Source organism: Streptomyces sp. NPDC058674, from assembly GCF_042716505.1.
Taxonomy (GTDB): Bacteria; Actinomycetota; Actinomycetes; order Streptomycetales; family Streptomycetaceae; genus Streptomyces.
Genome location: NZ_JBHXSC010000009.1, coordinates 115,013 through 129,012, shown reverse-complemented (window position 1 = coordinate 129,012; position 14,000 = coordinate 115,013). Strand labels below are relative to the sequence as shown.

Below are 14,000 nucleotides of genomic sequence, written 5' to 3'. Positions count from 1 at the left end.
CCCGTGTACGCACCACCGGTCGCCACGTCGATCCGTGCCCGGCCGGGGATCGTCAGCTACCTCAGGCTCGGCAAGGCACGGATGTACCACTACATCTACGGCTGGGCCCTGGGGCTGCTGCTCCTGCGATCGGAGGGCTTCCTCAGCGACGCGAGCCGAGAGGACTTGCTCGCCCTGGCCTGTGTGCTGGTCGGCACCCTGGCAGTGCAGTGGAGTGCGGCGGCCGCTGACGACGTCACCGGGTACTTGAACGGCAGCGACGAGCACAACTACCAGGGCAGACCTCGGGTGACGAGGGTCAGGAAACCTCTGATTACCGGTGAGCTGTCCCTGCCCCAGGCCGTTGGATTCGCCCTCGTCACCGGGACCGTCGGCGTCCTCGCCATCCCGGTGGGGGCGGGCATTCTGGGCTGGCGGGTACCCGCGCTGGCGATCGCGGTCGCGTTCGCCGTACAGGTCCTGGGCGTCCAGTACTCGTGCGGCATCAAGCTCAGCTACCGGCCGTTGGGACTTGAATCGGCGATCCTGGTCACCGGTGCCTGGACGGTGATCATGCCCTACTGGATCGTCGCCGGCACGGTCAGCCGCGAGTCCCTGCTGGTGGGCGCGCTGTTCGGACTGTGGCTGCTCCTGGTCGTGTCGTACGGCAACGCCTCCGACAGGTCCGGCGACGCAGCCGTGGGCCGCAGAACCCTCGCCGTCATACTGCCCCCGCTGTGGTTCGCCGTCGCTCTCCACATGCTGGTGGCGGTGCACGCGGTGCTGCTGGCAGTGCTGTTCGGCGCGACGCCGCTGAGGCCCGGCACGCTCGTGTTCGCCGCTCCGGTCGTCGTCCTGCACCTGATCCAACTCTGGTACGGGGTGTACGTGCGGAGATTGCGTACGGCCCGGTTCCTGGTGCTGCTCTCCATCGACCTCGGCTCCGTAGGCCTCGCCGCCGCGCTGATCGTCGGACACCCGTCATGAACGGCCCGGTCGGCGACCGGGCCGTCGTGGTCGGCGGCAGCATCAGCGGCACGCTCGCGGCCAGAGTGCTGTCCGACTTCTACCGCGAGGTCATCGTCGTCGAACGCGACAAGGTCGTCGGCGTACGGGACTCGCGGCGCGGAACCCCTCATGCGGATCACGCCCATGGCCTGCACGCCCACGGCTGCATGATCCTCGAGGAACTGTTTCCCGGCATCCTCGACGAGATGCGACGTGCGCGTTTCCCGATGGGAGACCTGGGCGAGCAGCACTGGTACTTCAACGGCGAACGGTTCCGCGCCGCGCGCACCGGTCTGCCGACGGTGACCACACAGCGCCCCGTGCTGGAGGACTACATCCGCGGCAAGGTGGTCGCGCGTCCGGGCGTCACCTTCCTGGAGCGGACCGAGCTGACCGGACTGGAGGCCACCCCGTGCCGAGGTCGCGTGACCGGTGTCCGACTGCGGTCAGCAGCCGCAGAGGCCGTTGACGAATTCAGCCTCGGCGCCGACCTCGTCGTCGACACCTGCGGCCGTGGGTCGCGCACGCCCGTGTGGCTGGAGCAGTTGGGCTACGAACGGCCGCCCGAGGACCGCATGGCCATCGGCCTCGCCTACGTCACACGCCTGTACCGCAGCCCGAAGTCCCTCAACGGCGCCCAGTTCCTTACGTGTCTGGCCTCACGCACCAACCCGCGGGGGGCGGTCTTCGGCCGTGCCGGCGACGACACCTACTACCTGTCTCTCACGGGGATCCTCGGCGATCATCCGCCCGTCGACCCGGACGGATACCTCGAGTTCTGCAGGTCTCTGCCCACCGCCGAGGTGTACGAACGCATTCGCGGTGCTACGCCGCTGACGGATCCGATCGCCTTCCACGTTCCCGCGAGCGTACGCAGACGCTACGAGCGGCTGTCCCGTTTCCCCGAGCGGCTGCTCGTGCTCGGCGACGCCGTGTGCAGCCTCAACCCCAGCTACAGCCAGGGCATGACCGTGGCCGCGATGGAAGTCATGGCCCTGCGAGCCCATCTCGGCCGCGGCACCGACCCGAGCTCGCAGGCTTTCGTGCGCGACGTCGGCAGGATCATCAACCGCCCGTGGTTCCTGTCGACCACGAGAGATTTGCAGCACACCGGAGGTAAGGGAGTGCGCGCTCTCGCCGCCCGTCTGGGCAACGCATACGTGACCCGGCTGCACGGAGCGGCACCACACGACTCAGCTGCCACGGACGCCCTGATTCGCGTGGCGGGCCTGAGCGATCCGCCCACCACACTCATCCGCCCGCGCGTTGTCCTTGCAGCGCTCAAACGGCAGGGCCTTCGAGATCCCGGCTGCCAAGCACCTCAGTGAACGTGGGGTTCGCCCGGGTCCCTCCTGGTCACTCCGAAACGCGAGCCGCGCGCTCTCGGAGATCCTGGGCCTCCGGCACTCCGCTGTACCGGCGCAGACGGACGCGCAAGTCCTGGAGGGCGGCCTGGACCTTCACGGAACGGATGCCGTCGGCGCAGTCGAGGAAGTCGCGCCAGGTGGCCATGGCTCCGTCCACGTCGCCCTGACGGAGGCGTACGCCGCCGAGGTCGGCTAGGAAGCGAGGTGCTTGGTGGCCATGCGGCGGTCGTCGTCCTGGGCTGCGGCGTTGGCGAGTGTGGCCTCGTAGTAGGCGAGGGCGCGGGGGTTGTCGAGGTTGCGGCCGTAGTCCACGCAGGCTTCGCCGAGCTGGACGGCTTCGGCTCGGTAGCCGAGGTCGACGCACTGGACGGCGAGGCCTCAAGAGTGCGGTGGCGGACAGCTCGGGGTCGCCGGCTTCGGCCGCCAGGCGGAAGGAGTGTGCGTAGTAGCGCTGGGCGAGACCGCGGAGTTCGGGGGTGTCGCCTTCGTCCTGGGCCATCCAGCCGGCGAGGTGGACGAGCTGGGAGGTGGCGGCGAACAGTTCGCGTCCGGTGGCCTCGGTGAAGCGGCCTTCGAGCCAGGGGGCGACGTCCTGGGTGAGGTAGCGGACGGCCAGGTGGCGGGCGTGGCCTCCGCCGAGTTCGGATGCGGAGTCGCCGAGGGCTTTCACCATGTGGCGTACGGCAGCCACCTCGCCCTGGCCGACGCGGACGGCTCCGGCGGAAGCGGTCTTGGTCCGGCGGGTGACGCTGTCCATGTCGGGCAGGCCAAGTGCGGACAGCGCGTAACCGCTGGAGGCGAGGATGAACTCCCGACGTTCCACGTCGCTCCCTCCCGAGTGGTCGGCACCGCTCGGCACCCCGCCGTGCGAGAGGCGGGACGGTGAGCCGGGCTCCGTTATCCGACCCGCTGGGGACGGTCCTGAGCTGGGTGTGGGCGCTCGGCACGGCTGCCGGACTCGCGGTAGTCGGAGTCATGGCCCAGTCCGAGTCATGGCCCAGTCCGAGTACGCCTCCGCGCAGTCGCCCTCAGCACCGCCAAGGCAGGCCTCCTGGGCCTGACCCGTTCCCTCGCCCGCGCGCTCGGCCCGTACGGCATCTGCGTCAACACCGTCCTGTCCGGCGCCATCGAGGTGGAAGCGGAAACCGCCATCCCCGCCCACCACCGCGCCCGCCCGGAAGACCAGATCAACCGCCAGTGCGTCCCGCGACGCGGACGCCCCGAAGACGTGGCGGCCCTGGTGGCGTTCCTCGTCGGCCCGTCCGCGTCGTTCATCACTGGGCAATCCGTCCACATCGACGGCGGCTGGCTGCTGCACTATGACGTCAACAAGCAAGGAGACAGAGCGAAATGAAGGAACGAGTCCGAGCCGTCCTCGTCACCGCGGACGACACGATGCTGGTCATCCGCCGCACCAAGCCCGGAATCCCCGTGTACTGGGTGCTGCCCGGTGGCGGGGTCGAGGAGAGCGACGAGTCCCGGGAGGCCGCCCTCCAGCGGGAGATCCACGAGGAGATCGCGGGGAAGGCCGACATCGTCCGCCTCCTGCACACGATGGAGTCCGACGACGAGCGTCAGCTCTTCTACCTCGCCCGCATCGCGACGTGGTCCTTCGAGGACCGCACCGGCCCCGAGTTCAGCGCCGAGGGACGCGGCGAGTACGCGTTGGAGGAGATCCCGATGACCCTGGAAGGCCTCGACGGCATCAACCTCAAGCCCGAGGAGATCGCCCACGTCCTGCGGGACGCCATCGGTGCCGGCACGCTCGGGGCCGGAGTCGTGGTCTAGCCGTACAACCATGCGGACATGCCACCGGGGCCAACGCTGAATTGCGTTGGCCCCGGTGCCCATGACAGGAGGCGCCGACGCATCTTCACCTGGTCAGCGAGGTGATCCGAAGAGAACGGCATAGCCCATGCGACATGTGACAGCCATCACATGCATGACTTGCAGATTCTTTGCCGGTCCTGCCTGCTCTCAGCCCCAGGAGTAGAACGCTCAACGCGTAGGCACCAGAAGAGGAGAATCCGCCGATGTCACCGTCGAGGGGCTGAACCAGTGGATGGACGACGCCCGCGGGACCGGTCAGTTCCTCCCGCCACCACCGCAGGGCGGATCCGCCACCGACGTGGCCTTGAGGACGCTCCGGATGCTTGAGGAAGCCAAAGCCCGGATGAAGGAGCACAGGGCCTACGTGCGCTACCCCTGCAACGAGTGCAGCACGGCCAAATGTCGGACCGGCAGGGTCACGTCGGCCGTGCCCTGCCGTAGCGAGCGGCGGCTCAGGCCCCAATCTGACGCCCCGTTACGGCACGTATGGCACGCGACTGGCACGCGGGCTCTAAGAGGTCTAGACAACGAAGAAGGCCCAGGTCGCTGACCTGGGCCTTCTTGGAAGAGCGGATGACGGGAATCGAACCCGCGCTATAAGCTTGGGAAGCTCATGTTCTACCATTAAACTACATCCGCACTACGGTCCAGTTGCCCGGATTCGTATCGTCGCTCACTCTACCCCATCGTCGGCCCCCGGTGAATTTGCCCTGGGGCCGTCGGCGTGTGGGGTGGGTACCGGGGCGTGTGGGGGCGGGAGTTGGGGCGTACCGTGGGGGTTCGGAGCGGCGGCTGGAGTGGGTCCCGTTCATCCCCTAATGTGGCGATTCATCGCCGTAGGGCTCGTTGGGGAAAGGGACTCGATGGATCACACCGTCGTCCGTTGTGCCGAAGGGCACGTGTTCAGTACCGCCTCGTTTCCGCTGCAGCACCTCGGTGCCGGCCGGATCGGGCCCGGGCGGTTGCTGCGGTGTCCGCGGTGCGCGCGGCTGAGGCAGGCCGTGCCCGTGGGTGCCGGCGCCGTCAAGCGGTAGGCGCAGGGGCGTACGGGCGGGCGCGCGGGGCCCGCTCTCGATTGGGGGTGGCCCGCGCGCTCTGCGTATCCTCGGGACGTGCTTCTCTCTGACAAAGACATCCGGGCCGAGCTCGACAGCGGGCGGGTTCGCATCGACCCCTTCGACGAGTCGATGGTGCAGCCCTCCAGCATCGACGTGCGTCTCGACCGGTTCTTCCGGGTGTTCGAGAATCACCGGTACGCCCACATCGACCCCGCCACCGAGCAGTCCGACCTGACCCGGCTGGTCGAGCCGGAGGGCGACGAGGCGTTCATCCTGCACCCGGGCGAGTTCGTCCTGGCCTCGACGTACGAGGTCATCTCGCTGCCCGACGACATCGCCTCCCGGCTGGAGGGGAAGTCCAGCCTCGGCCGGCTCGGCCTGGTGACGCATTCGACCGCAGGGTTCATCGACCCCGGCTTCTCGGGCCACGTGACCCTGGAGCTGTCGAACCTCGCCACGCTGCCGATCAAGCTCTGGCCGGGCATGAAGATCGGGCAGCTGTGCCTCTTCCGGCTCAGCTCGCCCGCGGAGTTCCCGTACGGCAGCGAGCGGTACGGCTCCAGGTACCAGGGGCAGCGCGGGCCGACCGCCTCGCGCTCCTTCCAGAACTTCCACCGCACCCAGGTGAGGCACGAGGCATGAGCGAAGTACGCGAGAACCTGAACTACGAAGGGTTCGGGCGGGCCGTGCGCGAGCTGGCGCAGACCGTCGCCGACGACGGCTACGAGCCCGACGTGATCCTGAGCATCGCCCGCGGCGGGGTGTTCGTCGCCGGCGGTCTGGCGTACGCGCTCGACTGCAAGAACATCCACCTGGTGAACGTCGAGTTCTACACCGGCGTCGGGACCACGCTGGAGATGCCGGTCATGCTGGCGCCCGTGCCCGAGGCGATCGACTTCACGAACAAGAAGGTGCTGATCGCCGACGACGTCGCCGACACGGGCAAGACGCTCAAGCTGGTGCACGACTTCTGCCTCGGGCACGTCGCCGAGGTGCGCTCCGCCGTCATCTACGAGAAGTCCCACTCGCTCGTGAAGTGCGAGTACGTGTGGAAGAAGACCGACGAGTGGATCAACTTCCCCTGGTCGGTCGAGCCGCCCGTGGTCAAGCGCGAGGGCCAGGTCCTCGACGCCTGACCGGCCGGGTTCATGGTCATGGTCATGACCGAGCTTCGGCCGACGTACGGATGAAGGGCCCGCCGCGCAGGTGAACCGCGCGGCGGGCCCTTCCCGGTCACAGCACCGGCTAGAGCGTGCCCAGCTTGATGAGCGACAGCAGCGCGATGAGCTGGATGGCCGACGCGCCCAGCGCCTTCGGCCACGGCAGGTCGTGCGACTTGCTGATCAGCGAGGTGAACAGCGCGCCGGCCGCCACCCAGGTGGCCCAGCCCAGGACCTGGACGACCATGTTGTCGCCGCCGAGGAACACGGCGAACAGCAGGCGCGGCGCGTCCGTGATGGACATGACCAGCATCGACAGGCCCACCGTGGGCTGCCAGGCGCCGTCACCGCCCAGCTGGCGGGCCAGGGTGTGGGTGACCGCGCCCAGGATCAGGCCGCAGATCACGAAGGCGACGCCGGTGCTGAGGACGATCGGGACGGCCGCGCTGAGGGTCGCCTTGATGACGTCCTCGCGGGCCTTGTCGAAGCCGAAGACCGCGAGCATCCCGTAGAGGAAGGTCACGGTCAGCGCGGGGCCCCAGACGGCGTGGTCGCGCATCTGGAGGAAGGTCTGCCCCGGGCGCGTCACGATGCCGCGGAGCAGTTCCTTCCACGGCAGCCGCGGGCCGGCCGGGGCGGCCGCGGCCGCGCCCGCCTGGTAGGTCGCGCCCTGGCTGTACGGGTCCTCGCCGATGGAGAACGCCCGGGTGTGGCCCGGGTTGTCGTCACCGTACGAGGGCCCGGGGGCGCCGGGTGCTCCGTGGCCGTACGGGGGCCGCTCCGGCGGCTGCTGGCCGTACGGGTCGAAGTACTCGGGCTCGCCGTGGCCCCCGGCAGCCTGGGCCTGTGAGGGCCACTGCTGCTGCGGAGGGTAGGGCTGCCGGCCGTACGGCGGCGGCGGTTGCTGCCCGTACGGCTGTTGCTGCGGGGGTTGTTGCGGGGTGCGGTTGTTGTCCCGGCCGCGTCCGATCCTGAATCCAGCCACGTGATCGAACGTACCTGGTCCGGCGGGTCCCGGTGGCCGGGCGGCCGGAACACGCGGCCTTTGCGGCTGACCTGTGACATCCCCTAGGGGAACCCCGGGGGGTTGTCCCCACCCCCGTGCCGCGGCGGCGTTCGGCGGCGTTCGGCGGGGCCGGTGCTCGCCGCGCGCAGCGGAACGGCCGGTCCCCCTGGGCGGGGGACCGGCCGTTCCGGTGTTCCGTCGTGCCGTGGACCGGCGGCGACTACTTGCTGTCGTCCGCCGCCTCCGGCGCGCCCTCGGCGCCGTCCTCGGCCTTGTCCTCGGCCGACTCCGCCGTCGGCTCGGGCTTGACCGACCCTGCCTTCGGCTCGACCGGCGCCGCCGGGGCGGGCTCCGCCTCGGCCTCGGCGGCGGGCTTTGCCGCTGCCGCGGGGGCGGTCGGGGCAGCCACGGGAGCCTCCACCGGGGCGGGCTCCGCCTTCGGCTCGGCCGGCTCCGCCGGGGTGGCGGCCGGCTTCGGCTCCGCCGCCACGGGCTCGGCCTTGACCGGCTCCGCCTTCGGGGCCGGAGCCGGGGCGGGCTCCGCCTCGGCCTCGGCGGCGGGCTTTGCCGCTGCCGCGGGGGCGGTCGGGGCAGCTACGGGAGCCGCCACCGGGGTGGGCTCCGGCTGCGGCTCGGCCGGCTTTGCCGGGGCGGGCTTCGCCTGCGGCTCGGCCGGCTCCGCCGGGGCGGTGGCCGGCTTCGGCTCCGCCGCCACGGGCTCGGCCTTGACCGGCTCCGCCTTCGGGGCCGGAGCCGGGGTGGGCTCCGCCTTCGGCTCAGCCGCAGCGGCGGGCTTCGCCGCTACCACCGGGGCTGCCGCCGGAGCGGGCTTCGCCTCCGGCGTCGGGGCCGCCGCCGGGGCGGGGTCCGCCTTCGGCTCGGCCTCCGCGGCGGGCTCCGGCTTCGGCTCGGCCGCCGCAGGCTCCGGCTCCGGCTCCGGCTCCGGCTCCGCGATCGGTTCCGCGGTCTTCACCGACTCCAGCAGCAGCTGCGCCACGTCCACCACCTGGACGGACTCCTTGGCCTGGCCGTCGTTCTTCTTGCCGTTGACCGAGTCGGTAAGCATCACCAGGCAGAACGGGCACGCGGTCGAGACGATGTCCGGGTTCAGGGACAGGGCCTCGTCGACGCGCTCGTTGTTGATGCGCTTGCCGATCCGCTCCTCCATCCACATCCGCGCGCCGCCGGCGCCACAGCAGAAGCCCCGCTCCTTGTGGCGGTGCATCTCCTGCTGCCGCAGGCCCGGCACGGCCGACATGATCTCGCGCGGCGGCGTGTAGACCTTGTTGTGCCGGCCCAGGTAGCACGGGTCGTGGTACGTGATCAGGCCCTCGACCGGCGTCACCGGCGTCAGCCGGCCCTCGTCGATCAGGTGCTGGAGCAGCTGCGTGTGGTGGATGACCTCGTACTCGCCGCCCAGCTGCGGGTACTCGTTCGCGATGGTGTTGAAGCAGTGCGGGCAGGTCGAGACGATCCGCTTCGCCGACTTCGGCTTCTTCGTCTCCGGATCGTCGTCGTCCTCGCCGAAGGCCATGTTCAGCATGGCCACGTTCTCCTGGCCCAGCTGCTGGAACAGCGGCTCGTTGCCCAGGCGGCGCGGGGAGTCGCCGGTGCACTTCTCGTCGCCGCCCATGATCGCGAACTTGACGCCCGCGATGTTCAGCAGCTCGGCGAAGGCCTTCGTCGTCTTCTTGGCCCGGTCCTCCAGCGCGCCGGCGCAGCCCACCCAGTACAGGTAGTCGAACTCGGAGAGGTCCTCCGCGTCCTTCCCGATGATCGGGACCTCGAAGTCCACCTCCTTGGTCCACTCGACGCGCTGCTTCTTCGCCAGGCCCCAGGGGTTGCCCTTCTTCTCCAGGTTCTTGAGCATCGTGCCCGCCTCCGACGGGAACGCGCTCTCGATCATCACCTGGTAGCGCCGCATGTCGACGATGTGGTCGATGTGCTCGATGTCGACCGGGCACTGCTCCACGCACGCGCCGCACGTGGTGCACGACCACAGCACGTCCGGGTCGATGACGCCGTTCTCCTCGGCCGTCCCGATGAGCGGGCGCTCGGCCTCGGCGAGGGCGGAGGCGGGGACGTCCTTCAGCTGCTCCGCCGTGGCCTTCTCGTTGCCCTCCATGTCCTTGCCGCCGCCCGCGAGCAGGTACGGGGCCTTGGCGTGCGCGTGGTCGCGCAGGGACATGATCAGGAGCTTCGGGGACAGCGGCTTGCCGGTGTTCCAGGCGGGGCACTGCGACTGGCAGCGGCCGCACTCGGTGCAGGTGGAGAAGTCGAGGATGCCCTTCCAGGAGAACTGCTCGACCTGGGAGACGCCGAAGACGTCGTCCTCGCCCGGGTCCTCGAAGTCGATCTCCTTGCCGCCGGACGTCATCGGCTTGAGCTCGCCGAGCGCGACGGCGCCGTCCGCGTTCCGCTTGAACCAGATGTTCGGGAAGCCGAGGAAGCGGTGCCAGGCGACACCCATGTTGGTGTTGAGCGAGACCACGATCATCCAGATCAGCGAGGTGCCGATCTTGATCATCGCGGTGAAGTAGATGAGGTTCTGCAGCGTGCCGACCGAGAGGCCCTTGAAGGCCAGCACCAGCGGGTACGACAGGAAGTACGCCGGCTCGTAGTGGTCGACGTGGTGGATCGCGCCCTCGAGGCCGCGCAGCGTCAGGATCGCGAGGCCGATGGTCAGGATGATGTACTCGACGAAGTACGCCTGCCAGGCCTTTGAGCCGGTGAAGCGGGACTTGCGGCCGGCCCGGGAGGGCAGGTTCAGCAGCCGGATGGCGATCAGCACGAGGATGCCGAGGATCGTCATCACGCCGATGAACTCGATGTACAGCTCGAACGGCAGGAAGCCGCCGAGGACCGGCAGCGTCCAGTCGGCCTGGAAGAGCTGGCCGTACGCCTGCGCCAGCGTCGGCGGCAGCGTCAGGAAGCCGATCGCGACGAACCAGTGCGCGAAGCCGACGATGCCCCAGCGGTTCATCCGGCTGTGGCCGAGGAACTCCCGGGCGAGGGTGAGGGTTCGGGCCTTCGGGTCGTCCGTACGGCTGCCTGCCGGTACGGGTTGGCCGATCTTCACGAACCGGTAGATCTGCGCCACGGCTCGGGCGAGCAGCGCGACGCCGACCACGGTCAGGACCAGCGACACGATGATCGCGGCGAGTTGCATGGGGAGGGCTCCTCGGGCGGGGACTACTAAGCGGTAACTTATTGAGTCAAGGCTTGAGGTTACCCATTCCCCGCGCCGCAATGTAGGCGAGCGTGCGGTGATCTGTGTCGCTCAGGCGAGCCTCTGTCGGAAGGCCGCCCGAGGGGTCTGCGCGAGGATCGCGAGATCCATCCCCAGCCAATGGCTCTCCACATAGTGCCGGTCGAGCAGGGCCATCTCCTCCCAGGGGAGGTCGGAGCGTGCGCTCACTTGCCACAATCCGGTCATTCCCGGGCGTACCAGCAGCCGATCGGGGCGGTCGGTGCGGGCCTCCGGGCGCGGGCCGACCAGGGACATCTCCCCGCGGGCCACGTTGACCAGCTGCGGCAGCACGTCGAGGGCGCACCGCTCCACGGCCGCGCCGAGGCGGCCCGCGCCGTCCGTGCGCAGCCGCCAGGTCCGGAACGGCCGCCCCGCAAGCCCCGCGGCGGGCTCCCGTACGAGGACCCGGCGGCCGTGGGCGGGCGCGAGGGCCGCGGCGGCCAGGGCGAGCGGCACGGCGCAGACGAGCAGCAGCAGCGCCGCCCCGACCAGGTCGAGCACCCGTTTGGCCGGGGGTGCGGCCGGCCGCGGGAAGGGGAGGGCGGCGAGCGTCAGAGGCATGCCGGAACGGTCCCGCACGGGTGCGCCGCGCCCGGCGCGGCGCACCGGCGGGCGGATATCGACTGCACCCGTTCGGGTGTGGTTGCGGCCCACCGGGACCGGGTGCGGCCCGGGCGGCGGCGGGGCGGGGTCGCGCGGTTGCGCGTAAGGAGCGCCTAAAGGTTGAGCCTCCCCGACTCAGCTCTGTTGACGCAGGCGCGGGGATCGTGCATGGTTGAGTCTGTTCCACTCAAGTCAGCTGGAGGAATCGAAATGGCACGTGCGGTCGGCATCGACCTGGGCACCACTAACTCCGTCGTCAGCGTTCTGGAAGGCGGCGAGCCCACCGTCATCACCAACGCCGAGGGCGCCAGGACCACGCCGTCCGTCGTCGCCTTCGCCAAGAACGGCGAGGTGCTCGTCGGCGAGGTCGCGAAGCGCCAGGCGGTCACGAACGTGGACCGCACCATCCGCTCCGTCAAGCGCCACATGGGCACTGACTGGAAGATCAACCTGGATGGCAAGGACTTCAACCCGCAGCAGATGAGCGCCTTCATCCTGCAGAAGCTGAAGCGCGACGCCGAGGCCTACCTGGGCGAGAAGGTCACGGACGCGGTCATCACCGTCCCGGCCTACTTCAACGACTCCGAGCGCCAGGCGACGAAGGAGGCCGGTGAGATCGCGGGCCTGAACGTCCTGCGCATCGTCAACGAGCCGACGGCGGCCGCCCTGGCCTACGGCCTCGACAAGGACGACCAGACCATTCTCGTCTTCGACCTCGGTGGCGGCACCTTCGACGTCTCGCTCCTCGAGATCGGCGACGGCGTCGTCGAGGTCAAGGCCACCAACGGCGACAACCACCTCGGTGGCGACGACTGGGACCAGCGCGTCGTCGACTACCTGGTGAAGCAGTTCCAGAACGGCCACGGCGTCGACCTGTCCAAGGACAAGATGGCGCTCCAGCGCCTGCGCGAGGCCGCCGAGAAGGCGAAGATCGAGCTGTCCTCCTCCACGGAGACCTCGATCAACCTGCCCTACATCACGGCCTCCGCCGAGGGCCCGCTGCACCTGGACGAGAAGCTCACGCGCTCGCAGTTCCAGCAGCTGACCGCGGACCTGCTCGACCGCTGCAAGACCCCGTTCCACAACGTCATCAAGGACGCGGGCATCAACCTGTCCGAGATCGACCACGTGGTCCTGGTCGGCGGCTCCACCCGCATGCCGGCCGTCGCCGAGCTCGTCAAGGAGCTCACCGGCGGTCAGGACGCCAACAAGGGCGTCAACCCGGACGAGGTCGTCGCCATCGGCGCGACCCTCCAGGCGGGCGTGCTCAAGGGTGAGGTCAAGGACGTCCTGCTCCTCGACGTGACCCCGCTGTCCCTCGGCATCGAGACCAAGGGCGGCATCATGACCAAGCTCATCGAGCGCAACACCACGATCCCGACCAAGCGGTCCGAGATCTTCACGACGGCCGAGGACAACCAGCCGTCCGTGCAGATCCAGGTCTACCAGGGCGAGCGCGAGATCGCGGCGTACAACAAGAAGCTCGGCATGTTCGAGCTGACGGGCCTGCCGCCGGCCCCGCGCGGCGTCCCGCAGATCGAGGTCTCCTTCGACATCGACGCGAACGGCATCATGCACGTCACGGCCAAGGACCTCGGCACGGGCAAGGAGCAGAAGATGACCGTCACCGGCGGCTCTTCGCTCGGCAAGGACGAGGTCGACCGCATGCGCCAGGAGGCCGAGCAGTACGCGGACGAGGACCTGCGCCGCAAGGAGGCCGCCGAGTCCCGCAACCAGGGCGAGCAGCTCGTCTACCAGACGGAGAAGTTCGTCAAGGACAACGAGGACAAGGTCCCGGCCGACGTCAAGGCCGAGGTCGAGACGGCCGTCTCCGAGCTGAAGGAGAGCCTCAAGGGCGAGGACACGGCCGAGATCCGCACCGCGACGGAGAAGCTCGCCGCGGTCAGCCAGAAGCTGGGCCAGGCGATCTACGCCGACGCGCAGGCCGCCCAGGGTGCCGCCGGCGCCCCCGGTGACGCGGGCCAGGCCAAGGCCGACGACGACGTGGTCGACGCCGAGATCGTCGACGACGAGAAGCCGAAGGGTGGCGCTGCCTGATGTCGGAGGAGACCCCGGGATTCGACGAGAAGCCCGAAGTCCCCGCCGACGGCACGCCCGACGAGCCGGAGGCCGCCGACTCCGCCACGGAGGAGGAGGCGGCTCCGGCCGGGGGCGAGGCTGAGTCCGGCGGCCGGGAAACGGCGCTGCTGGCGCAGCTGGACCAGGCCCGTACGGCGCTCTCCGAGCGCACCGCGGACCTCCAGCGGCTCCAGGCCGAGTACCAGAACTACCGCCGCCGGGTGGACCGGGACCGGATCACCGTCAAGGAGGTCGCGGTCGCGTCCCTCCTGAGCGAGCTGCTCCCGACCCTGGACGACGTCGGCCGGGCGCGGGAGCACGGCGAGCTGGTCGGCGGCTTCAAGTCGGTGGCCGAATCGCTGGAGACGGTCGCCGCCAAGATGGGCCTGCAGCAGTTCGGCAAGGAGGGCGAGCCCTTCGACCCGACGATCCACGAGGCCCTGATGCACTCGTACGCGCCGGACGTCACCGAGACGACCTGCGTGGCGATCCTGCAGCCGGGGTACCGCATCGGCGAGCGTACGATCCGTCCCGCACGGGTCGCGGTGGCCGAGCCCCAGCCGGGGGCGGCCCCCAAGTCCGCGGGCTCCGACTCCGCGTCCGCGGAAGGCGAAGCACCGTCGGACAAGGACGCGGATGCCCCCGACGAGGGCTGATGCA

At 69.8% G+C, this 14,000-nt stretch carries 13 protein-coding genes, 1 tRNA gene and 1 pseudogene; 10 read left to right on the top strand and 5 right to left on the bottom strand.

What is annotated here, in order from left to right:
* The first annotated feature begins 3 nt into the window (after nucleotides 1-3).
* Both ACFWU6_RS07755 and ACFWU6_RS07750 read left to right on the top strand, forming a co-directional pair.
* Nucleotides 4-966: a prenyltransferase gene (locus ACFWU6_RS07755; protein ID WP_383979256.1), complete on the top strand. Its 963-nt coding sequence runs from the start codon at nucleotides 4-6 to the stop codon at nucleotides 964-966.
* Nucleotides 963-2,315, top strand: a complete 1,353-nt coding sequence (locus tag ACFWU6_RS07750; RefSeq protein ID WP_383979253.1) for an FAD-dependent oxidoreductase — start codon at nucleotides 963-965, stop codon at nucleotides 2,313-2,315. The genes ACFWU6_RS07755 and ACFWU6_RS07750 overlap by 4 nt, the downstream gene beginning before the upstream one ends.
* Nucleotides 2,316-2,343: 28 nt before the next feature.
* On the opposite strand, the gene ACFWU6_RS07745 is transcribed toward ACFWU6_RS07750, so the two are convergent.
* Nucleotides 2,344-2,499, bottom strand: a complete 156-nt coding sequence (locus ACFWU6_RS07745) for a hypothetical protein (RefSeq protein WP_383979250.1) — start codon at nucleotides 2,497-2,499, stop codon at nucleotides 2,344-2,346.
* Nucleotides 2,500-2,790: 291 nt separating this feature from the next.
* On the opposite strand from ACFWU6_RS07745, the gene ACFWU6_RS07740 reads away from it, so the two are divergent.
* From ACFWU6_RS07740 to ACFWU6_RS07730, 3 genes are all read left to right on the top strand, one after another.
* Entirely contained in the window at nucleotides 2,791-3,240 is a 450-nt protein-coding gene (locus ACFWU6_RS07740) for a hypothetical protein (RefSeq protein WP_383979247.1), read from the top strand.
* A 165-nt stretch (nucleotides 3,241-3,405) separates the two neighbouring features.
* Nucleotides 3,406-3,708, top strand: a complete 303-nt coding sequence (locus ACFWU6_RS07735; RefSeq protein WP_383979300.1) for an SDR family oxidoreductase — start codon at nucleotides 3,406-3,408, stop codon at nucleotides 3,706-3,708.
* Complete coding sequence (locus ACFWU6_RS07730; protein ID WP_383808560.1) at nucleotides 3,705-4,142, top strand: NUDIX domain-containing protein; 438 nt, start codon at nucleotides 3,705-3,707, stop codon at nucleotides 4,140-4,142. The genes ACFWU6_RS07735 and ACFWU6_RS07730 overlap by 4 nt, the downstream gene beginning before the upstream one ends.
* 610 nt (nucleotides 4,143-4,752) lie before the next feature.
* On the opposite strand, the gene ACFWU6_RS07725 is transcribed toward ACFWU6_RS07730, so the two are convergent.
* Nucleotides 4,753-4,823 (bottom strand) — tRNA-Gly (locus ACFWU6_RS07725).
* 179 nt (nucleotides 4,824-5,002) lie between these two features.
* On the opposite strand from ACFWU6_RS07725, the gene ACFWU6_RS07720 reads away from it, so the two are divergent.
* From ACFWU6_RS07720 to ACFWU6_RS07710, 3 genes are all read left to right on the top strand, one after another.
* Nucleotides 5,003-5,218, top strand: a complete 216-nt coding sequence (locus ACFWU6_RS07720) for a hypothetical protein (protein ID WP_383808557.1) — start codon at nucleotides 5,003-5,005, stop codon at nucleotides 5,216-5,218.
* Nucleotides 5,219-5,296: 78 nt separating this feature from the next.
* Nucleotides 5,297-5,884, top strand: a complete 588-nt coding sequence (gene dcd, locus ACFWU6_RS07715; RefSeq protein ID WP_383808554.1) for a dCTP deaminase — start codon at nucleotides 5,297-5,299, stop codon at nucleotides 5,882-5,884.
* Nucleotides 5,881-6,378 (top strand): phosphoribosyltransferase, encoded by a 498-nt coding sequence (locus ACFWU6_RS07710; RefSeq protein WP_383808551.1) that lies wholly within the window; start codon nucleotides 5,881-5,883, stop codon nucleotides 6,376-6,378. The genes dcd and ACFWU6_RS07710 overlap by 4 nt, the downstream gene beginning before the upstream one ends.
* Nucleotides 6,379-6,487: 109 nt before the next feature.
* On the opposite strand, the gene ACFWU6_RS07705 is transcribed toward ACFWU6_RS07710, so the two are convergent.
* The 3 genes and pseudogenes from ACFWU6_RS07705 to ACFWU6_RS07695 form a co-directional block, all read right to left on the bottom strand.
* On the bottom strand, nucleotides 6,488-7,387 hold the full coding sequence (locus ACFWU6_RS07705; protein WP_383808548.1) for a Yip1 family protein: 900 nt from the start codon (nucleotides 7,385-7,387) through the stop codon (nucleotides 6,488-6,490).
* Between the two features lie 937 nt (nucleotides 7,388-8,324).
* Nucleotides 8,325-10,577, bottom strand: a pseudogene (locus ACFWU6_RS07700) (heterodisulfide reductase-related iron-sulfur binding cluster); the annotation flags it as partial.
* Between the two features lie 111 nt (nucleotides 10,578-10,688).
* Nucleotides 10,689-11,219, bottom strand: a complete 531-nt coding sequence (locus ACFWU6_RS07695; protein ID WP_383799959.1) for a sugar transferase — start codon at nucleotides 11,217-11,219, stop codon at nucleotides 10,689-10,691.
* A gap of 252 nt (nucleotides 11,220-11,471) precedes the next feature.
* On the opposite strand from ACFWU6_RS07695, the gene dnaK reads away from it, so the two are divergent.
* Nucleotides 11,472-13,319, top strand: coding sequence for a molecular chaperone DnaK (dnaK, locus tag ACFWU6_RS07690; protein WP_383799956.1), 1,848 nt, complete (start codon nucleotides 11,472-11,474; stop codon nucleotides 13,317-13,319).
* A complete protein-coding gene (gene grpE, locus ACFWU6_RS07685; RefSeq protein ID WP_383799953.1) occupies nucleotides 13,319-13,996 on the top strand; it encodes a nucleotide exchange factor GrpE in 678 nt (225 codons plus the stop codon). The genes dnaK and grpE overlap by 1 nt, the downstream gene beginning before the upstream one ends.
* Nucleotides 13,997-14,000: the final 4 nt, after the last annotated feature.